This window comes from Halotalea alkalilenta (assembly GCF_001648175.1).
GTDB classification, from domain to species: domain Bacteria; phylum Pseudomonadota; class Gammaproteobacteria; order Pseudomonadales; family Halomonadaceae; genus Halotalea; species Halotalea alkalilenta_A.
On sequence record NZ_CP015243.1, the window covers coordinates 4,227,460 to 4,252,134 of the forward strand.

Consider the following 24,675-nt stretch of genomic DNA (forward strand, 5'->3'; position numbering starts at 1 on the left):
GGCCGCATCAGCGGCGCGCGCGGGCAATGTAGTCCTGCACCGCCTCGAGCGAAGCCGGCAACACCTCGTAGCGCTCCTCACGAGTGAGCAAGTCGCTCATCGCCTCGGGCAGCGGGACTTCGGTAAAGCCGGCCTTGACCACGGCCTCGGCGAACTTGGCCGGGTGCGCGGTAGCCAAGGTCACCATCGGCACCTCTGGATGACGGTTGCAGCGCTCGGCAGCGCGGTAGCCGGTGGCGGTGTGAGGATCGAGCAACTCGCCGGTGCGGGCATGGGCATCGCGAATCGTCTCGAGGATCTCCGCATCATCGACGCTGTAGCTTGAAAACAGCGCGCGCAGGCGCTCGAGTGGCGCATCGGCGAGCGAGGCGGGCTCGTGCTTGAAACGCTCGAGCAGCGCATCTACCGCACCGGTATCGCGATCGTAGGCGAAGAACAGCAGGCGCTCGAAGTTCGACGAGACCACGATGTCCATCGAGGGCGCGAGCGTCGCCAGCAGTTCACGCCGGGAGAAATCGTTGTCGCTGATCACCCGATGGAGAATGTCGTTGGCATTGGTGGCGATCACCAGCTGGCGAATCGGCAATCCCATCTCGCGAGCGATGTAGCCGGCGAAGAGATTGCCGAAGTTGGCCGATGGTACGGTGAAGCTGACCTCTCGGTGCGGTGCACCGAGCGCCACCGCCGCCGCGACGTAATAGACGGTCTGGGCCATGATCCGCGCCCAGTTGATCGAGTTGACCGCGACCAGCCGGGTACCGTCGAGGAAGGCCTGGTCGGCGAAGCTCGCCTTGACCATCGCCTGGGCGTCGTCGAAGTTGCCCTCGATCGCGATGTTGAACACGTTGTCGGCGAGCACCGAGGTCATCTGGCGGCGCTGCACCTCGGAAACCCGCTGGTAAGGATGGAGAATGAAGATGTCCAGATGCTCGCAGTGCCGGCAACCCTCGATCGCAGCGGACCCGGTATCACCCGAAGTGGCGCCGAGGATCACCGCCCGCTCGTCCCGCTTGGCGAGGAAATGATCGAGCAGCCGGCCAAGCAGCTGCAGCGCGACGTCCTTGAACGCCAGCGTCGGGCCGTGGAACAGCTCGAGCAGGAAATGATTGGCGTCGAGCTGCTTGAGCGGCACTACCGCGTCATGGTGAAAACTGGCATAGCTCTCTTCGACCAGCCGCTTGAAGGTGCCGTCATCGATCGCGCCACCGACGAAGGGACGCATCACCCGGAAGGCGATCTCGGCGTAGGAGAGTCCGGCGAACTCCGCCAGCTCCTGGTGCGATAGGCGAGGTAGGTCCTCCGGTACGTAGAGCCCGCCGTCGCTGGCGAGACCAGTGAGGACCACGTCTTCGAAACCAAGTGCGGGAGCCTTCCCGCGAGTGCTGATATAGCGCATCGCTCATGTCTCGTGCGGCCCTGATCGGGCCGGATCATTGCAAGGGATGCGACGGCATGGCCGTCGTCGATCCAAGGCTCACTGCTCGTCGAGGTTCTCGACCCGAATGCGGGTGACCGGACCCGCGATGTCGTCGAGCGCTTCGAGGCTCAGGATCGCTGCATTCATGTTCGCCTCGCGCACAGCGTGGGTCAGCATGATGATCGTCGCCAGGTCGCCGCTCTTCGCTTCCTTCTGGATCAGCGATTCGATGCTGATCTCCTGCTCGGCGAGGATCATCGCTACCCGCGCCAGCACGCCCGGCCGATCGACCGCGGAGAGACGCAGGTAGTAGGCGCTGACGATTCGCTCCATCGGCAGGATCGGCAACCGGTCCTGGTCGTCATCGATGCCGATGAACGCCAGGTACGGGGTGCGGTAATTGTGCTCGGTGGCGATATCGCGGGCAACGTCGAGGATATCGGCAACCACCGCGGAGGCAGTCGGCTCGGCACCGGCACCGGCACCGTAGTAGAGCGTCGGCCCTACCGCATCGCCCATCACCTCGATCGCGTTCTTGACCCCATGGACGTTGGCCAGCAAACGAGTCTTTGGGATCAGCGTCGGATGCACGCGCAGCTCGACCCCGCCATCGGTGCGCCGAGCGATACCGAGATGCTTGATGATGTAGCCAAGGTTGTCGGCCTGCTCGATGTCCTCCGAGGTAATCCGCGAGATGCCCTCGGTGTAGGTCTTGTCGAACTGCAGCGGCACGCCGAAGGCGATCGAGGCCAGGATGGTCAGCTTGTGGGCGGCATCGATCCCTTCGATGTCGAAGGTCGGGTCGGCTTCAGCGTAGCCCAGCGCCTGGGCCTCGGCGAGCACGTCCTCGAAGGTGCGCCCTTCGTCGCGCATATGGGTAAGGATGTAGTTGCCGGTGCCATTGATGATCCCAGCGAGCCACTGGATGCGGTTGGCTCCGAGCCCTTCGCGCAGCGACTTGATCACCGGAATGCCCCCGGCCACCGCCGCCTCGAAAGCGACGATCACGCCGCGCTCCGCGGCGGCGCGGAAGATTTCGCTGCCGTGCACCGCGATCAATGCCTTGTTGGCGGTGACCACGTGCTTGCCATGACTGATCGCCTCGAGCACCAGCTGGCGGGCGACCTCATAACCGCCGATCAGCTCGACCACCACATCGATATCGGGATTGCGGGCGACCTCGAAAATGTCGCGGGTCACCTTCGCCGAGGACAGATCGCACAGCGGGTTGTCACGGCGCGCGCCGATCTGCTCGATCACGATCGGGCGACCCGCGCGACGGGCGATCTCATCGGCGTTGCGGGTCAGCACGTTGAAGGTGCCGCCGCCAACGGTACCGAGACCGCAAATGCCGACTCGTACAGGTTTCAGATTGACTGGTGCCTTGCCCGCGGATTCCAAGATTGCCATCACTCTCTCACTGCATGATTGACCGGGCGAGTCGTCGCCCATCGATTCTCTTACCCATCCTGCCTCACCACCCTAGGCGGCTTCAGGATCTCGCATCGATCAGCTGGGTCAACTGGTCGACCGGCAGGTAGCCCGGAACGATGCTGCCATCGGGAAACACCACCGCCGGCGTGCCTTGCACGCCAAGACGCTTGCCTAGTTCGTAATCACGTTCGATCTGAGCGACGCAGGCGCTGCCGGAGGCGCTCAGCTCCTCCCCTCGTACCGCGGCACTCATCGCTTCACTGCGATTGTCGCTGCACCAGACCTGAGCGAGCTGGCGCGCCCCGGGGGAGTTCTCGCCCGCGCGAGGGAAAGCCAGATAACGCACCGCGATACCGCGCTGGTTGAGCTCGGGCACCTCGGCGTGAAGCTTGTGACAATAGGGGCACGAGGTATCGGTGAACACCGTCAAGGTGCTCTTGATCTCGCCTGCCGGTCGAAAGATCACCATGTCATCTTCGTCGAGCGAGGCGAGCGCCTCGCGGCGCTCCTGGTTCTCGGCCTGACGGCTCAGGTTGACCAGACCGCCGGGGCCGTTCTCGTAGAGATCGCCCACCAGCATGTAGCGACCCTGGGCATCCGAGAACACCACTTCACCGCTTTCGAGCCGCAGCCGGTAGAGCCCTTCGATCGGCGTACTGCGGGCGTCTCTCACCGCGACCTCGGTACCATTGATCGTCAAGCGCTCAAGCCCATCGGGCGGTTCGTCAGCGGCCACCGCCATGGATGCGCCAAGGGCGAACGTACCTAGCAGCGCCCGACCGAACAGGCGACGCGGGGCGGCAAACGAGGTGAATGGCATCTATCGATCTCCTGAAAAACGTATCGCGTCGTTCAACCGCGCGGGTGGTGGCGGCGATGCAGCGCTTCGAGCCTACGCTGCGCGACGTGGGTATAAATCTGCGTGGTCGACAGATCACGGTGTCCGAGCAGCTCCTGGACCACCCTTAAGTGGGCGCCGTGGTCGAGCAGGTGCGTGGCGAAGGCGTGGCGGAGAGTATGCGGCGATAGCGGCTTTGAGATTCCCGCCGAAGCCGCATGCAGCTTGATCCGGTGCCAAAACGTCTGACGGGTCATGAAGCCATCTTGGCGCCCGGGAAACAAGGGGGCACGCGTGATGTCGCGCATCAACTGCCCTCGCCCCTCGCGCAGGTAGCGTTCGAGCCAATCGTGCGCCTCCTCGCCAAGCGGCACCAACCGCTCCTTGCCGCCCTTGCCCAGCACCCTCACCACGCCCTGGCGCAGGTTGAGACTGTCAAGGCGCAGGCCGACCAGCTCCGACACCCGCAATCCGCAGGCGTAGAGCACCTCGATCATGGTGCGATCGCGCAGGCCGATAGGCTGTTCGACGTCCGGCGCGGCGAGCAGCCGATCGACATCGACCTCATCGAGGGTCTTGGGCAGCCCTGGCCGGGCGGGAGGGGTACCGACACCGCCGACCGGATCCGCCTCGAGCAGCCCCTCGAGCATCGCCCAGCGATAAAACCGCCGCAGGCTGGAGAGTAACCGGGCGTCGCTGCGCGGATGGTAGCCGGCTGCCCGGCGCTCGCCCAAGAGCGCCTCGATGGCCCCCTCTCCCGGTGCGAGCAGCGTCGTCGCCGAGCGTTCGAGATGGCTCGTCCAGTGGCCCAGGTCGCGCCGATAGGCCGCCAAGGTGTGCGGGCTGGCGCCGCGCTCGAGCCAGAGCGCGTCGAGGAAGCCGTCGATCAGGACATTGGCGCAGCCGTCGTTCATGGAGCCTCGATGCCAAGCGGACAACAACAGAGCTTGCGAAAAGCACGAAACCCCGCGCGCCAGGAAGGCGCCGCGGGGTTTCGTCTCGACCGGGGCACGCCCGAGTGGGCGTATCCCGAGGCGCTATCAGGAAAGCTTTTCCTTGATGCGCGCGGCCTTGCCGCTGAGCTCGCGAAGGTAGTAAAGCTTCGCCTGACGAACGTCACCGCGGCGCTTCACTTCAACGCTCGCGACCAGCGGGCTGTAGGTCTGGAAGGTACGCTCGACGCCGACACCGTGGGAAATCTTGCGCACGGTGAAGGCGGAGTTGAGGCCGCGGTTGCGCTTGCCGATCACCACGCCTTCGAACGCCTGCAGACGCTCGCGGGTACCTTCGACGACCTTCACCTGGACGATGATGGTGTCGCCGGGGCCGAAAGCGGGCAGCTCTTTGCCCATCTGCTCGGATTCGATCACCTGGATCACTTTGTTTCGATTGCTCATGTCCTGCTCCTGATGCTGGACCGGTAGCCCGGTTCCGGTGATCCCGACGCCGAGCGCGGGGACCGATGATGGATGACGCGCGAGGACATTCAGTCCCGCGCACCGCCGTCGCCCTGCCGGGCGGCGTACTCACGGACGTACTCATCGAGAAGCGTGCGCTCCTCTGCGGTCAACGTCCGCGTTTCGAGCAGATCCGGCCGCAATGACCAAGTCCGCCCAAGGGATTGCTTGAGGCGCCAGCGGCGAATCTCACCATGATGCCCGTTGATCAGCACCTCGGGAACGCGCTTGCCATCGATCTCTTCCGGCCGCGTATAGTGCGGGCAGTCGAGCAGGCCATCGGCGAACGAATCCTCCTCGGCCGAGCGGGCATGTCCGAGCACCCCCGGCACCAGCCTCGAGATCGCATCGATCAGCACCATCGCTGGCAGCTCGCCGCCACTCAGTACGTAGTCGCCGATCGACCACTGCTCATCGACGTCGGCTTCTATCACGCGCTCGTCGATGCCCTCGTAGCGTCCAGCGACCAGCACCAAACGCCCGCTGCTCGCCAGTTCACGCACTCCCCGCTGGTCCAGCACCCTTCCCTGCGGGGAGAGATAGATCACTCGGGGAGCGACACCGTCCACGGTGAGCGCATCGCGCGCATCGTGAATCGCACCGCGCAGCGTATCGACCTTCATCAGCATCCCCGGCCCTCCCCCGTAGGGGCGGTCATCGACGCTGCGATGCCGGTCGACGGCATAGTCACGCGGATTCCAGAACTCGAGCGACAAAAGCCCCTGGCGAACCGCGCGACCGCTGACCCCATGCAAGGTCAGGGCGTCGAACATCTCGGGAAACAGCGACACCACGCCGATGCTCAGGCCTGGGCCTCCCTCACTGCTCGAGTCGTGCATCGTCGTGCTCAGAACTCAGGGTCCCAATCGACGCGCATCTCTCCCGTCTCGAGGTCGATCCGCTCGATCACCTCGTCAGGCAGGAAGGGCAACAGCCGCTCCTTGCCGTCGGGGCCACCCTTGACCACCAATACGTCGTTGGCACCGGTCTCGAGCAGGTGATCCACCCGCCCGAGCTCGACACCGTCGATGGTCGTTACCTTGAGACCTTCGAGCTGGTACCAGTAATACTCGCCCGCCGAGAGCCGGGGCAGTTCGTCGGTCGCAAGCTTGATCGTCGCACCGCCGAGCGCTTCGGCCGCCTCGCGCGAAGCGACACCAGCCAACTGGACCACCAAACCCTTGCCCTGGCGACGCCCCTGGAGCACCTCGTAGACACGCTCGACACCGTCCTTGTCGACGGTCCAGCGGTCGTACTCGAGGATGCCCTCCATGGGGCTCGTGTGCGAATAGACCTTCAACCATCCCTTGACACCGTAGGGGCTGGTCAAGCTGCCCATCACCACACGCTCGGGCGAGGCATTTTCAGCGGGGGTCACGTTATCGCTCACTAATTCGCTCGATGAAGTCGGGACGGCGTCCCGGGGCACTCTTACTTAACGCTTCTACTTAACGCTTCACGCCTAGCCCTCGCGCCAGGCACGAGAGTCTCAAGCCCACCGAGGTGGGCATGGGTGCCGCTCAGGCTGCGGTCTTACGCGCTTCCTTGATCAGCTGAGCGACGCGGTCGGAGACCTGCGCGCCCTGCGACTGCCAATAGGCCAGGCGATCAAGATCGACGCGCAGGCGTTCTTCGCCACCGCGCGCGATCGGGTTGAAGAACCCCAGGCGCTCGATGAAGCGACCATCACGAGCGACGCGGGAGTCGGTGACGGTGAGGTGATAGAAAGGACGCTTCTTGGCGCCGCCACGTGCCAGACGAATGGTTACCATCGATAAGTCTCTCTAGTGATGCTCGAACTGAAGTGCTTGATTAGGCTCTGGCCACTGACCGATCGCTCGCGCCGGTCCATCGCCCCAAAGCTACCGATGCTCGACTGTGAAGATCGCAGTACGGCACTCACGGCAGGTGAGCCACCTGCCTAAGGGCAGCCCACTTCGAAGACGCGACATTCTACGGGAAATTTCAACCCCTGCAAACACGCACCGGCGTCAAAGGCATCAGCGGCGAGGGAAACCGCCCATTCCGCCCATGCCCCCCATACCGCCGGGGCCACCGCCCCCGCCGAACATGCTGCTCATGCCGCGCATCATCTTCTGCATGCCGCCCTTCTTGCCCATTTTCTTCATCATCTTCTGCATCTGCTTGTGCTGCTTGAGCAGCCGGTTGAGCTCCGGGATCTGGGTACCGGAACCCGCGCAGATGCGACGTTTGCGCGAACCGTTGATCAGGTCGGGTTTACGCCGCTCGAACGGCGTCATCGAATTGATCATCGCCTCGAGTTTGCCGAACTCCTTCTCCGCGTTGCGGTTCTGCGCAAGCTCGGCCATCTGGCCCATGCCGGGCAGCTTCTCGAGCAGGCTACCCATACCCCCCATGTTCTTGAGCTGCTGGAGCTGATCGCGGAAATCCTCGAGATCGAAGCCCTCGCCCTTCTTGAGCTTCTTGGTCAGCTTGGCGGCCTTGCCCTTGTCGACGGTGCGCTCGGCCTCCTCGATCAGACTGAGGACATCACCCATGCCGAGAATGCGCGAGGCGATACGGTCGGGGTGGAAAGGCTCGAGGGCATCGGTCTTCTCGCCCATGCCGATGAACTTGATCGGCTTGCCGGTGAGATGACGCACCGACAGCGCGGCCCCGCCACGGGCATCGCCATCGGCCTTGGTCAGGATCACACCGGTGAGCGGCAGCGCCTCGTGGAACGCCTTGGCGGTATTGGCGGCGTCCTGCCCGGTCATCGCGTCGACCACGAAGAGCGTCTCGGCGGGTTTGATCGCAGCGTGCAGCGCCTTGATCTCGTCCATCATCTCGGCGTCGACGTGCAGACGACCAGCGGTGTCGACCAGCACCACATCGTGGAAGTGGATCTTGGCGTGGCGAATCGCCGCTTCGGCGATCGCTACAGGGCGCTGCTCGGTGGTGGACGGGAAGAACTCCACCTCGACCTCTTCAGCGAGGCGCGCGAGCTGGTCGATCGCCGCCGGACGATAGACGTCCGCCGAGACCACCAGCACTTTCTTCTTCTCGCGCTCGCGCAGGAAGCGGGCGAGCTTGGCCACCGAGGTGGTCTTGCCCGCGCCCTGGAGACCAGCCATCAGGATCACCGAAGGCGGGTGCTTGAGATCCAGCGGCGCGCTGCCCTCGCCCATGACCGCCTCGAGCTCCTGCTGGACGATCTTGACGAACTGCTGCCCTGGCGAAAGGCTCTTGGACACCTCCTGGCCGACCGCGCGCTCGCGCACCCGCTCGACGAAGGCTTTGACCACCGGCAGCGCGACATCGGCTTCGAGCAGCGCGCGGCGCACTTCACGCAATGTCTCCTGGACGTTCTCTTCGGTGAGCCTGGCCTGGCCGGTGATCGTGCGCAGCGTCCGCGACAGGCGATCGGACAAACTTTCGAACATGGGCGCCTCCAAGGGCTGACGGCTAACGCGGGCCGTCGAGCGGAAATCTCGGTCGTGACCCGGCAGCGGCGCTTGGTAGCGATGCTTGGTAGCGATAGTGCTGGCCGATCACGACGACAGGTGCGTGATTATATCGTCTCCGGCGGCAGCTCTCCATCCGCCGCCTCGCCCGAGCACTTGCGAATGGTTATAGTGACACAACCCTTGAAGGTCACTCATGACGCGCCAAAGGCGCGTGGACGCCATATCTGGATGCATGCCGCACTGCCCTACGCCCTGCTTGCCGCTTTTCTCTATCTGTTTGCCGGCCTCTGGCAGGCCGCGGCACTCGCCCGAGCCTGCTCACCGCGCCCTGGGCTTGTGCGCACGACCGGCCTGCTCGCCGTCGCGCTCCATGCGCTGGTGCTCTATTTCGTGCTCTATCGCGATGGCGAACTCAACCTTGGCATGATCGAGACCCTGTCGCTGATCTGCTGGGTCATCGCCGTGCTGCTGCTGGGTGCCAGCCTGTTCTCCCCGACTCTCGCGCCAGGCGCGGCGCTGCTGCCATTCGCCGCGTTCAGCCTGATCGCCATGGTCGGCCTACCCGGAACGCTGACCTACGCTTACTTCCCCCCTGGGGTGCTGGTCCATATCGCAAGCTCGACGCTCGCCTTCGCGCTGCTCTCGATCGCCGCGGTCCAAGCATTGCTGATCGCACTGCAGGACCATGCGCTGAAGACCAGGCGGCTGCGCGGCATCGTCCAGGCGCTGCCCGCGCTGACCCGAATGGAGCGCATGCTGTTCGAACTCATCACCCTGGGAATGGTGCTGCTGACGATTTCGATCGCCAGCGGTGCGCTGTTCGTCCACGACCTGTCCGCCCAGCACCTGACCCCGAAGACCCTGCTTTCACTGATGGCATGGGTGATCTTCGGCGTGCTGCTCTGGTGCCGCCGTTTCCACGGCTGGCGTGGACGTCGCGCGGTGCGCTGGACGCTGGTCGGCGCCGTGGTGCTGGTACTCGCCTACTTCGGCAGCCGGCTGCTGCTCGCCACGCGCTGAGCTGGCAGCGATCGCCCTCGTGCATCCATCCTAGGGCGGGTTAACCCGCCCTAGCTTAAGATTCCGGCCATCGGCTTGACGCCCCGAGGGCCAATCCCTAAAACCCCTCCAATCTCTTATGGAGTCACGATGACGCGCCAAGCTGCCGCCATGCCCCTCGCACCCTCGCGGATGCTCGACGCTTCATGCGCCAAGCGCCATGGAGCGGCTCGATGAGCGAACTGCTGCTGTTGACGAGCGGGATAGTGCTGCTACTGGCGCTGTGCGCGTTCTTCTCCTTCGCGGAGATCGGCATGATGGCGGTCAATCGCTACCGGCTGCATCACCTCGCCGGAGAAGGGCATGTGGGGGCCAAGCGAGTGCTCGAGCTCGTCCGCCAGCCGGACAAGCTGCTGGGAGTGATCCTGATCGGCAATACCCTGGTCGGCAACCTCTCCGCTTCACTGGCCACCATGCTCGCGCTCAACTTCTTCGACGCGGGCTCGGCGCCGATCGTCGCGACCGTGCTGCTGACCATCGTGATGCTGATCTTCGGCGAAGTGATGCCCAAAACCTGGGCGGCGGTGAGCCCGGAGCAGGTTTCCTACCCCTGCGCACGGGTGCTGGGGCCGGCGCTGAAGATATGCATGCCGCTGGTGGTAATGGTCAACGGCATCTCCAACTGGCTGCTCAAGTTCTGCGGCCTGCACAAGGTCCAGGCCGACGCGACCTCGCTGTCGCCCGAGGAACTGCGCACCGTGGTCGGAGAGGCCGGCAGCCTGATTCCATCACGCAACCGTGCAATGCTGCTGTCGATCATCGACCTCAACAAGGCGACAGTGCGCAGCATCATGGTGCCACGCCATGAAATCGACGGCATCGACCTGGAGAGCGACGACGAATCGCTACGTCGACAGCTGACCCACAGCCAGCACACCCGGCTGCCGGTCTACAAAGGGGACGTCAACAACGTCGTCGGACTGCTCCATGTGAGAAGCGCGGCGGCGATCCTGGGCCGGCCCGAGCGGCTGCGCGCCGAGATCGTCAACGCGGCCAGCGAGCCCTACTTCGTCCCTGAATCGACGCCGCTGCATACCCAGCTGCACTACTTTCAGAGTCAGCAGCGCCGTATCGCCCTGGTGGTCGACGAATATGGCGAAGTGATCGGACTGGCCACCCTCGAGGACATCCTCGAGGAGATCGTCGGCGAGTTCACCACCCAGTCCCAGTCGCCCACGGACGGCATCCAGCCGTTCGAGGATGGCTACCTGATCGAGGGCAGGGTGCCACTGCGCGAGATCAATCGGCTACTCGGCTGGTCACTGCCGGTCGATGGACCGCGAACGCTCAACGGGCTGATCGTCGAACGACTCGAGACCTTCCCGGCGGGTCCGGTCTCGCTGATGTTGGGCGACTATCGTATCGAGGTGACCGACCTCGAAGACAACTTCATCGTCCGGGCGTACTGCGCGCCTCGCGCCAGCATCGCCGGCGCGAGGTCCCGCCCGGAGTAACGGAGAACCGAGCATGGCGATCGACAGGCTAGGTGCTCGACTGGGCGCGGCTTTTGCCGGGCTGACGCTGATTGCGCTAACTTGGAGCATAGCGCCCGCTCGAGCGGAGCTCGATCAGAACGATGCGTTGGATCTCACCGAACAGGGCAAGATTCTGCCGCTCGAGGAGATCATCGCCCAGGCGCGCCATTTTCATGAGGGAAAACTGATCGAAGCGATGCTCGAATATCATGCCCCGCACTACGTGTACCGGCTGGAAATACTCGACGAACACGGGCAGGTCTGGGACGTGCTCTTCGATGCGGCCTCGGGCGAACGAATCACCACGGAATAGGAACGGACCGATATGCGACTCCTGCTGGTCGAAGACAACGTACCGCTCGCCGACGAACTCAACACCCTGTTCACCCAGAATGGCTATGCCGTGGACTGGTGCACGGATGGCCGCGACGCTGCGGTGATGGCGCTCAACATTCCTTTCGACATGATCGTGCTCGATCTCGGGCTGCCCGGCCGTCCCGGCCTTCAGCTGCTCGAGGAGTGGCGCGAGAACGGCCTCGACACCCCGATCCTGATCCTCACCGCCCGGACCAGCTGGAGCGAGCGGATCACCGGGCTGCGCGCCGGCGCCGACGATTACCTGCCGAAGCCCTTCCATCCCGACGAGCTGCTGCTGCGCCTCCAAGGGCTGATGCGCCGCCGCCACGGCCAGAGGCCGACGCCCAAGCTCTCGGTCGCAGGCGTGGTGCTCGACGAGGCCAGCCAGAGCGCGACCACCGAGGCCGGCGGCGACAAGCAGGTCAACCTGACCCGCGCCGAGTTCGCCATCCTGCGCTACATGATGCTGCATCCCGAACACGTGATCCCCAAGGATCGACTGCTCGACCACCTCTACGACAGCGAGCACGAACGCAATCCGAACGTGGTCGAGGTGCACATCAACCACCTGCGCCAGAAGCTGGGGCGCGGCGTGATCATCACCCAGCGAGGACAGGGCTATCGTTTCGGCGGCAGCAGCCGCGAAGATAATCAGTGATCTCGCTGACCCGGCGGCTCGCGCTGGGGCTCCTGCTCGCAGGTCTGGCGGTGATGTTCCTCCTCGCGCACGGCAGCGTGCTGCTGTTCGACCATGCCTTTCGCGACTATCTCGGCGAGCGGCTGCGCGAGGACGCGGAGGGCATCGTCGCCGAGGCGCTCGACGAGCAGGACCGGGTCGATCTCGATCGGCTGCCGTTTCGCGAGTCCTATAGCCGGGTCTATGCAGGCAGCTATTTCAGCCTGAGAGTCGACGGCGGCGAGGAGATTCGCTCTCGCTCCCTATGGGACCACCGCTTGCCGAACGTAGGCGAAGGGCTCGCCGAACGCCTGCTGCCTGGCCCGGAAGGCCAGGCGCTGCTGGTGTGGAGCGGCGCCTACAGCCGCGCCGGCCACGAATTCGAAATCACTACCGCGCTCGACTACACCCCGGTGACCCAGCGGCTCAACTGGCTGCGGCTTTCCATCTGGCTGCTCGGCGGACTGCTCGCGGTACTGCTGGTCGTGATCCAGCAGCACGTCATCCGCCTCGGCATGCGCCCGCTCGGACGCCTGCGCAGCGAGCTGGCACTGATCAACGATGGTCACCGGATGAAGATCGAGACCCAGGTACCGGAGGAGATCGAGCCGGTGGTGGTCGAGCTCAACCACCAGCTGGAGCGGATCGAGAAAGTCCTCAACCGCTCTCGTGATGGGATCAGCAACCTGGGGCACGCGCTGAAAACGCCGCTGGCGGTGATGGAGACCCTGCTCGCCCGTCGCGAACTCAGCCAGCATCCGGAACTGCGTGACGGACTACGCAACCGGCTCGACGATATCCATCGCCTGGTCGAGCGAGAACTGCAGCGCGCGCGACTCGATACCCGGGACAACTCCCACACCACGCGCTTTCATCCCGACACCGAGCTGCCGCCGCTGATCGACACCCTTGGCGAGATCTACCATCACATTCATTTCGACTATCGCATCGACGGCGTGCCCAACGCACTGCCCTGGGATGGGGAGGACATGCTCGAGGTCCTCGGCAATCTGCTCGATAACGCCGGCAAGTGGGCCAAGAGCGAGGCTCGTCTCACCCTGAGCGTCGCTCGCGGCCAGCTGATCATGGAAGTGGATGACGACGGCCCGGGGATCAGCCCGGAGTATCGCGACGAAGTGATCCACCGTGGCACACGACTGGATGAAAAGGTGGCCGGCCACGGCCTCGGGCTCGGCATCGTCGAACAGGTGGTCGCCTATCACGGCGGAGAGATGGCGCTCGCCGACAGTCCCTTGGGCGGGCTCAAGGTGAGAATCCAACTGCCGATGCCGATCGAGGAGCCGGAGCGTCAGCCTCGCCGCCGCCGACGGGGCCAGAAGGGCAACAAGGCCTGAGCTACCCTTCTGACAATCATACGAAGCGATGGCCAGGCGGATCTCCCCGCCTGGCCATCGCCGTTCATCAATCAGTCAGCGCTGCTCGTCGAGCCGCTGCTTGAGTCTCACCACCTCCAGCCGCAGGTGATGGCGATCGATGCAGGTGGCCGGCAGCGGTGCGCCGAAGCCAAGCCTCACTCGCCGACGTAGCCGTCTCGGCCAGCGCTTGAACGGACGCCCGGCGTGATAGGAGCCCCAAGAGCCCCACAGCCCCGAAATCGCCGCAGGCACCACAGGCACCGGGTCACGGCGCAGGATGAGTTCCACCCCGCGACGGAACTCGTTGACACTCCCGTCCCGGGTCAGCCGTCCCTCGGGAAAGAGCATCACCACCTCGCCATTGCGCAGCGCCATGCTGACTTCGTTCAGCGCCCGGCGCAAATCGGTCGGGCTGCGCTTGTCGAGATCGACCGGGATCGCCCCGACGATCCGACAGAACCAGTTGATCCAGGGCGATTCATAAGCCGGGCTGTCCATCATGAAGCGCAGCGGGCGAGGGCTGGTACCGCCTAGCATCAGCGCGTCCATATAGCTCACGTGGTTGCAGACGACTATCGCAGGCCCTGAGTCGGGAATGTGGCGACGCCCCTCGAGACTCAGCCGATAACCCAAGCGCAGCGCGATGAATATGCAGATCCGCAAAAGCGGCCGCGGACGAGCCACCGAACAGGTTACCCCGACCGCCAACGAGATCGCCGCGATCAGAGTGAAGTACCAGTTCAACGAGGCGCCTAATACGCTCAGCACCAGGATGCCGAGTCCCGCGGCGAGGATCATGAACAATGCGTTAAGCACATTGTTGGCGGCGATCATTCGCGCTCGCTCGCCCTCGTCGCTACCGATCTGGACGATCAGGTAGAGCGGCACGATGTAGAGCCCTCCCCCGATGCCGATCAGTACCAGGTCGGCGAACATCCACCATAGTCGCGGCTCGCCCACCAGCTCACCGAGCCCTCTGAGCGTTTCATCGCCGCCGAACGGACTATGGTGGGCGAAGTCGAAACCGCCCAGGGCGATCAACAGCGCGCCGAGAGGGATCAGCCCCACTTCGAGACGCCCGGCCGACAGCCTCGCGCAAACCAGCGAGCCGAGACCGATACCAATCGCGAACGCTGCGAGCAGGAAGCTGACCACGCCGCCGTCGCCGCCGATGATCACATCGACCCACAGAGGCAGCTGGGTCAGATAGCTGGTACCCAGCAGCCAGAAGATGCTGATGCCGAGCAGAGCACGAAAGATCCGCGGCTGCCGCCAGGCCGAGCTCAACACTTCCCGGCTGAGCTTGAGCGGTCGCCAGGTGACCCGCTGCGAACTCACCGGCGGCGCGCTCGGAACCTGGTAACCCGCGATCAGGCCACAGAGCGACACCAGTACCAGCGTTGCCCCCATCGCCCATACCGAAATTCCCTCCGGCAGTGCGACCAGCCCCCCGCGAGCAGCGTGCCGAGCAGAATCGCCATGAAGGTGCCCATCTCGACCCAAGCGTTGGCGTTGACCAAGCGGGAGCGCGGCACGTGCTGGGGCAGGATCGCGTACTTGACCGGGCCGAACAGCGCCGCCTGGACGCCTGCCAGGAACAAAAGCGAAAGGAGCGCGACGAAGGCCTGGAACCAGATCATCACCGCCGCCGCGAGCATGGTCATCAATTCCAGCCATTTCAGCGCGCGGATCAAGCGGCGCTTGTCTACCGCATCGGCCAGCGCTCCACCCCATGCGGAGAAAAGCAGGAAAGGAAGGATGAAGAGCCCAGCGGCGAGGTTGTTGACCAGCCCAGCGTCCCAACCGTGCATCGGCACGGCGACAAAGGTGAGCAACAGCAACAGAAGCTGCTTGTAGACGTTGTCGTTGAAGGCACCGAGCGCCTGGGTCCAGAAGAAGGGCGCGAAGTGGCGCGACCCCATCAGCCCAGGTGCGCTCGCATCAAGAGCGTCGATCTCGGGCCTTACGTTCATGGGCTCAACGAGCGCGCACCGAGCGCGGCGAGGGTCATGGCGAGCAGTTGGTCGAGCAGATCGGTGACCTCGACCGGGCGCCCCTGGCTATAGCCGAGACGCTGGGTCATACCCAGCTGGACCAGACCGTGGACGCTGCCCCAGAGGGTACGGGCGAGGCGATTGGCATCGGCCTCATTGAGCCCGGGACGCAGCTCACAAAGGGTCGCCTCAACGCGCACGAACAGTGCTTCGATCGCCTGGCTCTGGCGCTGGTCGAGTTCGCCCTCCTGGGCCAGCGGATACTCGAACAGCAGCTGCCAACGGTGCGGATGCTTACTGGCGAAATGCCAATAAGCATGGGCCAGGGCACCGAGACGCTCCTGCGGCGCAGCGGAGGCGCTAAGCTCGATACCCTCGCTCAGCGCCTTCAAGGTCTCGACATTGACGTACTGGAGGAGATTGTTGAAGCTGCCGTACAGTTTCAACAGGGTGCTGGGTGCACAGCCAATCTCCCGCGCCAGGGCGCGCAGGGAAAGCGAGTGAGCTGGCTGAGTATTGAGCCATTCGTCACACGCAGCCATCACCTGTGCATGCAACGCCTCTGGTGCATGCTGCCGTGGACGAGCCATCGTCGACCCCTGATAATCAGAAAGCGTGCAGTTTAACATAGAGAAACACTGTTTCCGTAGCATATCGACACACTCCGCAAACGCAACACCTCGATTGTCTCGAACGCTGCGCGCGAGTTGCCGCGTCCTAACCTCAAGGAGACCGCATGGCGGGCCGCCTACATGTCGATCATATCGACCTTGCCACGCTTTGTGCTCCACTCGTCCCGCGCATCCGCCAACCGCTGGTAAGAAGCCCCAACCTCGCGCCGCGCAGGCCGCTGTCGATGCTGCGCTTCGCGCCTGAAACACCATCGACCGATAGTTTGGAACTGGCCGAGGCGTTCTGGGGTCTCACTCCGGCCTGGCTCGAGGTGCTCGATCACGCCCCCCACTGTGCCCGTGCCGAATCCCTCGAGCAGCGCCCGATGTTCCGGGAAGCGTTTCTATCCCGACGCTGCGCGATACCGGTCACGGGTATCTATGCATGGGTGGCGGGAGCTCGGGGCAAGCAGCCGTTTCTGATCACCCGGGTGGATCGCTCGCCGCTGCTGCTCGCTGCCATCTGGTGCGGCTATCCACGCCCAGGGGAGAGCGGCTTCGACTCCACCGCGCTGGTCACCGTACCGACGCAGGGAGCGATCACACCGCTCAGCGACCGACTTCCTGCGTTGCTCGATGGGGAGCGGCTGCATGCCTGGCTCTCCCCGTCGACGCCGATGGGCGAGGCGCGAGCGCTGCTCGCGCCAGCCGCGCCAGGGGCTCTCGGCGCCTTTCCAGTCGAGCGCGCGATCAATGATCCGCGCTGCCAGGAATGGCACTGCGCCCGGCCGATCGGCCCGATGCGCATCGATAGGGCTTGAAGCGACACCGTTCGAACATCGGGCAAGGCGATCTCCACCGTATCACCGGCCTCCAACAAGACTACGGATCAGGAAAAAGCATGCTGCGACTCTCCACCGATCACCCGCCCCGGCCAAAGCCGCGCCGGATGCTGGCCACTGCGCTGTTGTGCATCGGGCTGGCCCAGCCGTTCATCGGCCAGGCGGTTGCCGAACAGCCCTCCCAGCCCAGTCCCGAGGCGCTTGAGGACTTCGCACTGCCCGCCTATTCTCCCGACTCGCTCGAGGTGATAAAGAGCCCGAACGACCGCGCCGACTACCGCGCTCTGCGGCTCGACAACGGCCTCGAAGTACTGCTGGTGCACGACCCTCGCGCGGATCGCGCCGGCGCTTCGATGGACGTCTCGGTGGGCAGCGCCTTCGATCCAAAGGACATGCCGGGGCTTGCCCACTTCCTCGAGCACATGCTGTTTCTCGGCACGCAGCGCTATCCAGACGCCGCCGACTACCAGGACTACCTCACCCGCCACGGCGGCAGCCACAACGCCTTCACCGCTCCGCGCGATACCAACTTCTACTTCGATATCGCCCCCGATGCCTTCGAAGGGGCGCTGGACCGCTTCAGCCAGTTCTTCATCTCACCGCAGTTCAACACCGAATTCGTCGACCGGGAGCGCCACGCGGTCGATTCAGAATATCGTGCCCGCATACGCGATGATTCTCGCCGGATCAACGATGCCACCAACCAGGCGATGAACCCCGAGCACCCATTCTCTGGCTTCTCGGTCGGTAGCATCGACACCTTGGTCGATGGCCAGACTTCGTTACGCGATCGACTGCTGGCGTTCTACCGCGCCCACTATGACGCCAACGTCATGCACCTGGCGGTGGTCGGCCCACAGTCGCTGGATGAGCTGGAAGCGCTGGTACGGGATCGCTTCGAGCAGATTCCCGATCACGGACTGAAAGCGCCGGAGATCGACGCGCCGATGTTCACCCAAGGACAGCTGCCGGCGAAGCTCGAGGTGCAGACCCTCGCCGACCAACGCAGCCTGAGCTTCAGCTTCCCGGTACCCGACCCCCAGCAGTTCCCTCGCGAGCGTCCGGACGCTTATCTTGGAGACCTGCTCGGCCACGAGGGCGAAGGCAGCCTGCTCGCCGCGCTGCGCAACCGGGGGTGGGCCAATGCGCTGTCGGCGGGCGTCCAGGGCGGTGATGGCAAGCAGGCGATACTGGGTATCGATATCGAACTCACCCCCGAGGGCACCCAGCACCAGGATGAGATTCAGGCCACCCTGTTCGCCTACCTCGATATGCTGCGTGCCCAGCCTCCCCAGCAATGGCGCTTCGATGAGCAGGCGGCGCTGCTGGCCCAGCAGTTTCGCTTCGCCCAGAATGGCTCGGGCGCCGACCGCGCGGTGGGCCTGACACTGGGCATGTCGCGCCTTCCGCTCAGCGAGATCAATGTTGCCCGCTATCGTATGGATCGCTTCGATGCGGGGGTAATCGATGACTACCTGCGCGCGCTGACGCCAGACAACCTGCTGCGTGTGTACGCGGGCCCCGAAGTGCAAGGAGAATCCCGCTCCCCCTGGTTCGACGCCCCCTATACGCTGACTAAGATGAGCCAGTGGCCGGCGGCCAGACCGCTCGAAGAGCTGGCACTGCCTGGCGCCAACCCATTCATCGCCAGTGACTTCTCGCTGCTGCCGGTCGACGACACCAGCCCGCGCCGGCTGATCGACCGTCCCGGGCTCGATCTCTGGTACCGGGGGGATCACGACTTCGGCACCCCAAGTGCTGAGTGGCGCATCAGCCTGATGAGCCCCGAGGCTACGCGCGATGCGCGCCAGCAGGTGCTCACAGAGCTGCTCGCCGATTGGCTCAACGACAGCCTCTCGGAAGTGCTCTATCCCGCCACGCTGGCAGGCCAGTCGGCCGGCGCCTATGCACACGGCCGGGGTATCACCCTGAGCCTCTCGGGCTGGCGCGATCATCAACGGGGCGTGCTGACCCAGCTGGTCGATCAGCTACGCGAGGGAGAGATCGACGAAGCGAACTTCGCCAGGATCCGGCTCGATCTCGAGGACGAACTGCGCAACGAACGCCAGATGCCCCTCTACCAACGCCTCGGCTCGAGTCTCGCCGAACGCTTGATCAGTCCCCAGTGGACCACGACCCAGCGACTCGAGGCGCTGGAACAGATCGATCTCGACGACCTGCGCACGTTCCGCGACGCCTGGCTACAGTCGCTCCACGTCCAGGCTCTGACCATCGGCAACCTGAGCGAGGATGACGCCATCGCGGTAGGCGATATGCTCGACCAGCGGCTGGCACCGAGACGACCGCTCGATGCGATCCCGGATCTAGTGCCACTCGCGGTGCGCGCCGACATGCCGGTGCTGCGCCCCGCCACCGATCGCAATGACTCGGGAGCGCTGCGCTATCTCCAGGGGCCTGATCGCTCAGCGGAGTCCCAAGCGCGGCTAGCGGTGATAGGCCAGCTGATCCAGGCGCCCTTCTACACCGAACTGCGCACCCGCCAACAGCTCGGCTACGTCGTCAGCGCACGCTACATGTCGCTACTCGACGCTCCAGGGATCGCGATGCTGATCCAGTCGCCGGGTCAATCGAGCGAGACGCTGTTCGAGCGGATGGACGATTTCCTCGATCAGTTCACTCCCAGCATCGAGGCACTCGACGACCAGGCGCTGATGCCCTTCAAGGCCGCAGTGCGCTCATCGCTGCTCGAGCGTGATCAGAGCCTGTCGGAGATGACCAATCGGCAGTGGCGGGAGCTCTCGTTCGGCTGGACCGACTTCGATCGCCAACAGCGCCTGGCCACCGCGGTCGACGCAGTCGATGCCGAACAGATCAAGGCAGCCTGGCAGGCGCTTCGCCAGGCGCCGCCTTTCGACATCGCAGCCGACCCGCAAGAGCCAGACAACGACGACGCCTATACCGAGAGCGACACCTTATCTGCGCTGCCACGCTAAGCGGTCAGAAGAGGCGCCCCGGTCCGTGAGGACCGGGGCGCTTTTTCGTACGGCAAAGCGGAGGAAACCGTCTGCGCAGGGCGCTACTCGAACGCTTGCGGGGGCATGATCGCTTCGACGTGCATCACCAGCTCTTCCAGCAGTTGGCGGTCACGCTCGGACAGCGGCTCGCGATTGAGCCGCTCGATCTCGCGGGCGAAGCCTTGAAGGGTCAATGAGGAGAGCTGGGGCGAATTGAAACGCTCCCAGCGCAGCTGGTCCCAATGCTCGCGGTCAGCCCCTTCGAGGGTCTCGGGATAGCTGCGCGCGCGCATACGGAACAGCATTTCCGGCAGGCGGGCATCCTGGAACATAGGATTGAGCCCGACCAGATCCCAGCCGAGATGCTGGTGCACCTCGGCCATTGCGCGCTTGTCCGAGGACGAAAAGAAGCTCCCTGAGTAGAGCATCAGATCGGGATCCGTGCTGCCTTCGGGAGGCGGCTCGGCGAACACCTCGGCCACCTTCGCCGCCAGTCCCTCGACCTGGGCCAACCGCTGCCAGTGGGACTCGGAACGCTCGCGGTCGATGCCCAGGCGCGCAGCGGCGCTCTCGTCGAGCGCCTTCACCGGCAGCAGGGCCGGGCTGCGATTGACCTGCACCACCTTGAGCGGAATCCGCTCGAGCCCCTCGGCCAGTTCGGCTCGGCTGACGAATACCCGCGCGCGGATCTCTTCGGCCGAGAGCGCGAGCAGCGGCTCGGGGTCGGCCGACAAATCGCAGACGATCACCCCATTAGGGTTGCTGGGATGGCGTGCCAGCGGCGCGACCAGCGCGCTGCAGCCTTGCGCTGCAGGATAGCGGCGGGAGACATGGATCATCGGTTTGCGCGAGTCGACGTCGAGCAGCGCCTTGACCCGATGCTTGTCACGCAGGCCGAGCAGGTAGTCGAACAGCTTGGCGTTGCGCTCGCGCAGCAGCCGGGCGAGCGAGATCGTCGCGCGTACGTCGGAGAGCGCATCGTGGGCGCCAACATGCTCGATGCCGTTGGCGGCGGTGAGCTGCTCGAGCTTGAAACTCGGCACCTTGCGGCCTTCCATGTCTTCCCGCATCGGCCATTCGATGCCCTGCGGACGCAGCGCGTAGAAGGTGCGCACCGCATCGATCAGGTCCCAGCGCGAATTGCCGTTCTGCCACTCCCGCCCATAGGGGTCGAGCAGGTTGCGGTAGAAGAGGTGACGGCTCACCTCGTCATCGAAGCGCAGGGTGTTGTAGCCAAGCGAGCAGGTCCCCGGCACGCTCATCAGCGCCTGGATACGAGCGGCGAACTCCGCCTCCGGCAGCCCGCGGCGATTGGCTCGCTGCGGGGTGATCCCGGTGATCAGGCAGGCCTGCGGATGGGGCAGATAATCATCCGCCTGACGACAGTAGATCACCTCGGGCTCACCGATCTGGTTGAACTCGACGTCGGTTCGGATCGCCGCGAACTGCGATGGGCGGTCGCGCCGAGGGTCGGCACCGAAGGTTTCGTAGTCGTGGAAAAGGAAGCTTGGCTCGGGCACTACGAGGAACCTACTGCGGTGCGGCGGTCACGCGCGACCGCCACGCCCGCGTCAATTGTCTTGGTTGGGCAACGTCACGTTGAGTTCGAGAATCGAGCAGTCGGCGTCACGATCGAGACTGATACTGATCGCATCCTGATCGACGTCGACGTAGCGGCGGATCACCTCGAGCAGCTCGCGCTCGAGCATTGGCATGTAGTCGGGCTGGCCACGCTGCCCGCGCTGGTGGGCGACGATGATCTGCAGCCGTTCCTTGGCCACCGACGCCGTCTTCTTGCTTTCTCCGCGAAAGAAATCGAGTAGTCTCACCGGCGACCTCCTCCGAACATACGGCTCAGGAATCCGCGCTTCTGCTGCTCGTGAAAGCGCAGCGGCTTATCCTCGCCAAGCAGTCGATCCACGGTGTCCGAATAAGCCTGGCCCGCATCGCTTTGCTGGTCATGGGTAACCGGCACGCCCTGGTTGGAAGCCCGCAGCACCGCCTCGGACTCAGGGATCAGTCCGATCAGCGGGATCGCCAGGATCTCGCGGATGTCATCGAGGTTGAGCATGTCTCCGCTGGTCACGCGATCAGGGGAATAGCGAGTGATCAGCAGATGCTCCTTGATCGGCTCCTGGCCCTGCTCCGCGCGGCGAGTCTTGGAGCTGAGCAGCCCCAGCATGCGGTCGGAGTCGCGTACCGAGGAGACCTCGGGGTTGGTCACCACCACCGCTTCATCGGCGAAGTACATCGCCAGCTGCGCGCCGCGCTCGATCCCCGCCGGCGAGTCGCAAACGATGTAGTCGAAATCCTCGCTGAGGGTATCGAGCACCCGTTCGACCCCTTCGATGGTCAGCGCATCTTTGTCGCGGGTCTGGGAGGCGGGCAGGATATGCAGGTTCTCGACCCGCTTGTCGCGAATCAGCGCCTGATTGAGCCCCGCTTCGCCCTGGATCACATTGATCAGGTCATAGACCACCCGACGCTCGCAGCCCATGATCAGATCGAGGTTACGCAGGCCGACGTCGAAATCGATCACCACCGTCTTGTGCCCTTTGAACGCCAGCCCCGTGGCGATCGCTGCCGCGCTGGTGGTCTTACCAACGCCGCCTTTCCCTGAAGTCACTACAATGATCTTGGCCAAGGTTACATTCCTGTATGACGCTGTTCATCGACTACCGACCGCATCCTGCCCTGCGGGCCGAGAGGGCCGTAACGTTCTTCGTCCGGGCCGCGCCCGCGACGTCACACTCGCAGCGGCTCGAAGGCGCTGATCTCCAGCTGGTCCTCAACCATCCGAACCTGCACGCTCTTGCCCAGCAGATCCGGCGGGATGTCTTCGAGTCGCTTGTAGTTGCCGGCCACCGAAAGCAGCTCAGCGTCGAGTTCATGACAGAACACCGCAGCGTCCTGATCGCCGTGGATACCCGCCAGCGCTCGACCGCGCAGTGGTCCGTAGACGTGAATGCTGCCAGCGGCGAGGATTTCCGCCCCGGCGTTGACCGCACCGACCACCACCAGATCACCGCGTGGCGCGCTGACCTGCTGCCCGGAGCGCACCGTACCCCGGAATATCCGCCCACTGCGTAGCTCGAGCGGCGGCGCCTCCTCCGGCAAAGGCGTCACCGGCGCCTCCGGCACCGGCTCCAAGAGCGGCTGGACACGCCCTTCCTGAGGCGGGAACCAACCGATTCCCAACGCCCAGGCCGATTGCTTGATCGCATCGTTACCGCCACGCACCGCTACCGGCAGCAAGCGATGGCGACGCAGCATGGCGCAGAGCTGATCGAGTGCCAGGGGCTCGTCCGGCAAGCGCTCGAGACCGATCACTACCGGAGTCTGCTGGAAGAAGGCGGGCGACTGGCTGATCTTTCCGCTGAGCTGGGCCTCGATTCGCTCGATATTGCCTGAGGCCAGCTCGATGACCGTCAAAGGCAGCATGCCGCCTTTGAAAGTGAAGGCGACCTGTTCTGCGTCCAGCTCGAGGCTCATCGTCCGCTCCACATCAGTGGCGTATTCATTGCGCATTCCTTTTCAACGCCCGCGGCGCGAGATCGGACAAATAATCGCTTACGCTATAGCGCAACCGCACGGGGCGCAATCGTCTCCTTGGAACGGTAACAACTTTTAGCATTTTCCTGCATTTACCACCTGGACGCCTACGCCCAATGGAGAAGAGCAGAAGCACGTTAGGTTGACCATTTGGAAAAAAAGAGTATAGTGACGCCTCAGTCGATGCGGGGTGGAGCAGTCTGGTAGCTCGTCGGGCTCATAACCCGAAGGTCGTCGGTTCAAATCCGGCCCCCGCTACCAAGTTATAGAGAAGGCGATCCTTAAACAGGGTCGCCTTTTTCGTTGTGGCCGGCCACCGCCGGGCGAACCCGGAAAGCGTCGGTTCGCATTCCCCCTCCCAGGCCCCCGCCGCCAGAGTCTTCGGGGCAGAACGCCCTCCTTTTGAAAGCCCGCTCGTGGAGAGCCGGGCCTTCGTCTATCTTGGTCATCTCACACAAGGCCGGGAAGGCGTCGAACCACAGCCTCCACGCCAGGGCCAGGCTCCCTAAACGAGCTTCCCGTTCGTCAAACCGAATCATAGGATTGGCGCTTAGGGCTGCTAAAAAAGCATCCAGATCAGTGGTGTAAATTCATCCACTCAATGGATGAATTTACAGGTTGCATCCACGCAGAATCCGCCAGTACACGCTCGAAGACTTGGATGACTCTCCGGTCATTCTGGTCAATGACACCCGCCATATAGGCAAAAGCACCCTGGTTAGAACTCTGGAGCAGGATGTCCGCTGCTTCACCTTTGACGATCCGGCTGTGCTGGCGGCTGCCCAAGCCAACCCGTTCGGTTTCATCGGGGCGCTCGGGGATGAATGGCTGATCCGGTTCTTCAGCTGCGCAATTGCACCTCTCTTGACCGGCCATTCGCATAGACGCTTGCCACTCATCCCATATCAAGACCAGCGTTTAAATGATGATCACGCAGACCAAGAGATCCCGTTAGGTTCGAACGGCGGCAGAAAATTCCATCGCCAGCATCACCTGCACGGCCTCGCATCTACTCCTGGTGGTCGCTACCTTCGATTGAATCACCCACATATGAAACAGCGATTGCCGTTCGACGCATCCAGGCGCGGCCATCAGCCACGCCGCACGCGCGATATTGCCGGTCACCGAAGATGGTGACATGCTAGCCAGGCTGGGTTCGCAAAAGAACCATCGTGATTATCCTT

General features: G+C 64.1%; 24 protein-coding genes and 1 tRNA gene. 9 read left to right on the top strand and 16 right to left on the bottom strand.

The window, feature by feature from the left end:
- Window positions 1–7: 7 nt before the first annotated feature.
- From thrC to ffh, 9 genes are all read right to left on the bottom strand, one after another.
- A complete protein-coding gene (gene thrC, locus A5892_RS18890) occupies window positions 8–1,396 on the bottom strand; it encodes a threonine synthase (RefSeq protein ID WP_064124101.1) in 1,389 nt (462 codons plus the stop codon).
- Window positions 1,397–1,474: 78 nt separating this feature from the next.
- Window positions 1,475–2,788: a homoserine dehydrogenase gene (locus A5892_RS18895; protein WP_064124630.1), complete on the bottom strand. Its 1,314-nt coding sequence runs from the start codon at window positions 2,786–2,788 to the stop codon at window positions 1,475–1,477.
- 121 nt (window positions 2,789–2,909) lie between these two features.
- Window positions 2,910–3,671, bottom strand: a complete 762-nt coding sequence (locus A5892_RS18900) for a DsbC family protein (RefSeq protein WP_223302739.1) — start codon at window positions 3,669–3,671, stop codon at window positions 2,910–2,912.
- Between the two features lie 32 nt (window positions 3,672–3,703).
- The gene (gene xerD, locus A5892_RS18905) at window positions 3,704–4,603 is read right to left on the bottom strand and encodes a site-specific tyrosine recombinase XerD (protein WP_064124102.1); all 900 of its coding nucleotides are present in this window, start codon (window positions 4,601–4,603) and stop codon (window positions 3,704–3,706) included.
- 126 nt (window positions 4,604–4,729) lie between these two features.
- The gene (gene rplS / locus A5892_RS18910) at window positions 4,730–5,086 is read right to left on the bottom strand and encodes a 50S ribosomal protein L19 (protein WP_064124103.1); all 357 of its coding nucleotides are present in this window, start codon (window positions 5,084–5,086) and stop codon (window positions 4,730–4,732) included.
- An 89-nt stretch (window positions 5,087–5,175) separates the two neighbouring features.
- Window positions 5,176–5,952 carry a tRNA (guanosine(37)-N1)-methyltransferase TrmD gene (trmD, locus tag A5892_RS18915; protein WP_064124632.1) on the bottom strand — a complete coding sequence of 259 codons (777 nt, stop codon included), beginning with the start codon at window positions 5,950–5,952 and terminating at the stop codon, window positions 5,176–5,178.
- Between the two features lie 41 nt (window positions 5,953–5,993).
- Window positions 5,994–6,485 (bottom strand): ribosome maturation factor RimM, encoded by a 492-nt coding sequence (gene rimM / locus A5892_RS18920; protein ID WP_064124633.1) that lies wholly within the window; start codon window positions 6,483–6,485, stop codon window positions 5,994–5,996.
- A 181-nt stretch (window positions 6,486–6,666) separates the two neighbouring features.
- The gene (gene rpsP, locus A5892_RS18925) at window positions 6,667–6,918 is read right to left on the bottom strand and encodes a 30S ribosomal protein S16 (RefSeq protein ID WP_027349391.1); all 252 of its coding nucleotides are present in this window, start codon (window positions 6,916–6,918) and stop codon (window positions 6,667–6,669) included.
- A gap of 228 nt (window positions 6,919–7,146) precedes the next feature.
- Complete coding sequence (ffh, locus tag A5892_RS18930; RefSeq protein ID WP_064124104.1) at window positions 7,147–8,550, bottom strand: signal recognition particle protein; 1,404 nt, start codon at window positions 8,548–8,550, stop codon at window positions 7,147–7,149.
- 192 nt (window positions 8,551–8,742) lie between these two features.
- Between ffh and A5892_RS18935 the strand changes: the two genes are divergently transcribed.
- The 5 genes from A5892_RS18935 (at window position 8,743) to A5892_RS18955 (ending at window position 13,496) form a co-directional block, all read left to right on the top strand.
- Window positions 8,743–9,594: a cytochrome C assembly family protein gene (locus A5892_RS18935; protein WP_223302740.1), complete on the top strand. Its 852-nt coding sequence runs from the start codon at window positions 8,743–8,745 to the stop codon at window positions 9,592–9,594.
- Window positions 9,595–9,806: 212 nt separating this feature from the next.
- Window positions 9,807–11,087, top strand: a complete 1,281-nt coding sequence (locus A5892_RS18940) for an HlyC/CorC family transporter (protein ID WP_064124106.1) — start codon at window positions 9,807–9,809, stop codon at window positions 11,085–11,087.
- A 13-nt stretch (window positions 11,088–11,100) separates the two neighbouring features.
- Window positions 11,101–11,421 carry a PepSY domain-containing protein gene (locus A5892_RS18945; RefSeq protein WP_082890567.1) on the top strand — a complete coding sequence of 107 codons (321 nt, stop codon included), beginning with the start codon at window positions 11,101–11,103 and terminating at the stop codon, window positions 11,419–11,421.
- A 12-nt stretch (window positions 11,422–11,433) separates the two neighbouring features.
- Complete coding sequence (locus A5892_RS18950) at window positions 11,434–12,123, top strand: response regulator transcription factor (protein ID WP_027349386.1); 690 nt, start codon at window positions 11,434–11,436, stop codon at window positions 12,121–12,123.
- Window positions 12,120–13,496: a sensor histidine kinase gene (locus A5892_RS18955; protein WP_064124107.1), complete on the top strand. Its 1,377-nt coding sequence runs from the start codon at window positions 12,120–12,122 to the stop codon at window positions 13,494–13,496. The genes A5892_RS18950 and A5892_RS18955 overlap by 4 nt, the downstream gene beginning before the upstream one ends.
- A gap of 75 nt (window positions 13,497–13,571) precedes the next feature.
- On the opposite strand, the gene A5892_RS18960 is transcribed toward A5892_RS18955, so the two are convergent.
- The 3 genes from A5892_RS18960 to A5892_RS18965 are packed head-to-tail and all read right to left on the bottom strand — an operon-like array spanning window position 13,572 to window position 16,101.
- Complete coding sequence (locus A5892_RS18960; RefSeq protein WP_223302741.1) at window positions 13,572–14,927, bottom strand: 1-acyl-sn-glycerol-3-phosphate acyltransferase; 1,356 nt, start codon at window positions 14,925–14,927, stop codon at window positions 13,572–13,574.
- Window positions 14,888–15,490 carry an MFS transporter gene (locus A5892_RS20865; protein WP_223302742.1) on the bottom strand — a complete coding sequence of 201 codons (603 nt, stop codon included), beginning with the start codon at window positions 15,488–15,490 and terminating at the stop codon, window positions 14,888–14,890. The genes A5892_RS18960 and A5892_RS20865 overlap by 40 nt, the downstream gene beginning before the upstream one ends.
- The gene (locus A5892_RS18965; protein WP_064124108.1) at window positions 15,487–16,101 is read right to left on the bottom strand and encodes a TetR/AcrR family transcriptional regulator; all 615 of its coding nucleotides are present in this window, start codon (window positions 16,099–16,101) and stop codon (window positions 15,487–15,489) included. The genes A5892_RS20865 and A5892_RS18965 overlap by 4 nt, the downstream gene beginning before the upstream one ends.
- Window positions 16,102–16,247: 146 nt before the next feature.
- On the opposite strand from A5892_RS18965, the gene A5892_RS18970 reads away from it, so the two are divergent.
- Both A5892_RS18970 and A5892_RS18975 read left to right on the top strand, forming a co-directional pair.
- Window positions 16,248–16,943, top strand: coding sequence for an SOS response-associated peptidase (locus A5892_RS18970; RefSeq protein WP_064124109.1), 696 nt, complete (start codon window positions 16,248–16,250; stop codon window positions 16,941–16,943).
- A gap of 80 nt (window positions 16,944–17,023) precedes the next feature.
- A complete protein-coding gene (locus tag A5892_RS18975) occupies window positions 17,024–19,918 on the top strand; it encodes an insulinase family protein (protein WP_064124110.1) in 2,895 nt (964 codons plus the stop codon).
- A gap of 83 nt (window positions 19,919–20,001) precedes the next feature.
- On the opposite strand, the gene sbcB is transcribed toward A5892_RS18975, so the two are convergent.
- From sbcB to minC, 4 genes are all read right to left on the bottom strand, one after another.
- Complete coding sequence (gene sbcB, locus A5892_RS18980) at window positions 20,002–21,459, bottom strand: exodeoxyribonuclease I (protein ID WP_064124111.1); 1,458 nt, start codon at window positions 21,457–21,459, stop codon at window positions 20,002–20,004.
- 51 nt (window positions 21,460–21,510) lie between these two features.
- A complete protein-coding gene (minE, locus tag A5892_RS18985; RefSeq protein ID WP_027349380.1) occupies window positions 21,511–21,768 on the bottom strand; it encodes a cell division topological specificity factor MinE in 258 nt (85 codons plus the stop codon).
- The gene (gene minD, locus A5892_RS18990) at window positions 21,765–22,583 is read right to left on the bottom strand and encodes a septum site-determining protein MinD (protein WP_027349379.1); all 819 of its coding nucleotides are present in this window, start codon (window positions 22,581–22,583) and stop codon (window positions 21,765–21,767) included. Before minD ends, minE begins: the two co-directional genes overlap by 4 nt.
- A 101-nt stretch (window positions 22,584–22,684) precedes the next feature.
- Window positions 22,685–23,431: a septum site-determining protein MinC gene (minC, locus tag A5892_RS18995; protein ID WP_064124112.1), complete on the bottom strand. Its 747-nt coding sequence runs from the start codon at window positions 23,429–23,431 to the stop codon at window positions 22,685–22,687.
- Window positions 23,432–23,675: 244 nt separating this feature from the next.
- Here minC and A5892_RS19000 point away from each other — a divergent pair.
- Both A5892_RS19000 and A5892_RS20585 read left to right on the top strand, forming a co-directional pair.
- Window positions 23,676–23,752, top strand: a tRNA-Met gene (locus tag A5892_RS19000).
- Between the two features lie 357 nt (window positions 23,753–24,109).
- Window positions 24,110–24,628 (top strand): hypothetical protein, encoded by a 519-nt coding sequence (locus A5892_RS20585; protein WP_190295637.1) that lies wholly within the window; start codon window positions 24,110–24,112, stop codon window positions 24,626–24,628.
- Window positions 24,629–24,675 lie beyond the last annotated feature (47 nt).

Coding starts and splice junctions, on each gene's coding strand:
- thrC (WP_064124101.1), bottom strand. CDS start 1,396: ATGCGCTATATCAGCACTCGCGGGAAGGCTCCCGCACTTGGTTTCGAA.
- A5892_RS18900 (WP_223302739.1), bottom strand. CDS start 3,671: ATGCCATTCACCTCGTTTGCCGCCCCGCGTCGCCTGTTCGGTCGGGCG.
- xerD (WP_064124102.1), bottom strand. CDS start 4,603: ATGAACGACGGCTGCGCCAATGTCCTGATCGACGGCTTCCTCGACGCG.
- rplS (WP_064124103.1), bottom strand. CDS start 5,086: ATGAGCAATCGAAACAAAGTGATCCAGGTGATCGAATCCGAGCAGATG.
- rimM (WP_064124633.1), bottom strand. CDS start 6,485: ATGGGCAGCTTGACCAGCCCCTACGGTGTCAAGGGATGGTTGAAGGTC.
- rpsP (WP_027349391.1), bottom strand. CDS start 6,918: ATGGTAACCATTCGTCTGGCACGTGGCGGCGCCAAGAAGCGTCCTTTC.
- ffh (WP_064124104.1), bottom strand. CDS start 8,550: ATGTTCGAAAGTTTGTCCGATCGCCTGTCGCGGACGCTGCGCACGATC.
- A5892_RS18940 (WP_064124106.1), top strand. CDS start 9,807: ATGAGCGAACTGCTGCTGTTGACGAGCGGGATAGTGCTGCTACTGGCG.
- A5892_RS18945 (WP_082890567.1), top strand. CDS start 11,101: ATGGCGATCGACAGGCTAGGTGCTCGACTGGGCGCGGCTTTTGCCGGG.
- A5892_RS18950 (WP_027349386.1), top strand. CDS start 11,434: ATGCGACTCCTGCTGGTCGAAGACAACGTACCGCTCGCCGACGAACTC.
- A5892_RS18960 (WP_223302741.1), bottom strand. CDS start 14,927: ATGGGGGCAACGCTGGTACTGGTGTCGCTCTGTGGCCTGATCGCGGGT.
- A5892_RS20865 (WP_223302742.1), bottom strand. CDS start 15,490: ATGAACGTAAGGCCCGAGATCGACGCTCTTGATGCGAGCGCACCTGGG.
- A5892_RS18965 (WP_064124108.1), bottom strand. CDS start 16,101: ATGGCTCGTCCACGGCAGCATGCACCAGAGGCGTTGCATGCACAGGTG.
- A5892_RS18970 (WP_064124109.1), top strand. CDS start 16,248: ATGGCGGGCCGCCTACATGTCGATCATATCGACCTTGCCACGCTTTGT.
- A5892_RS18975 (WP_064124110.1), top strand. CDS start 17,024: ATGCTGCGACTCTCCACCGATCACCCGCCCCGGCCAAAGCCGCGCCGG.
- minC (WP_064124112.1), bottom strand. CDS start 23,431: ATGAGCCTCGAGCTGGACGCAGAACAGGTCGCCTTCACTTTCAAAGGC.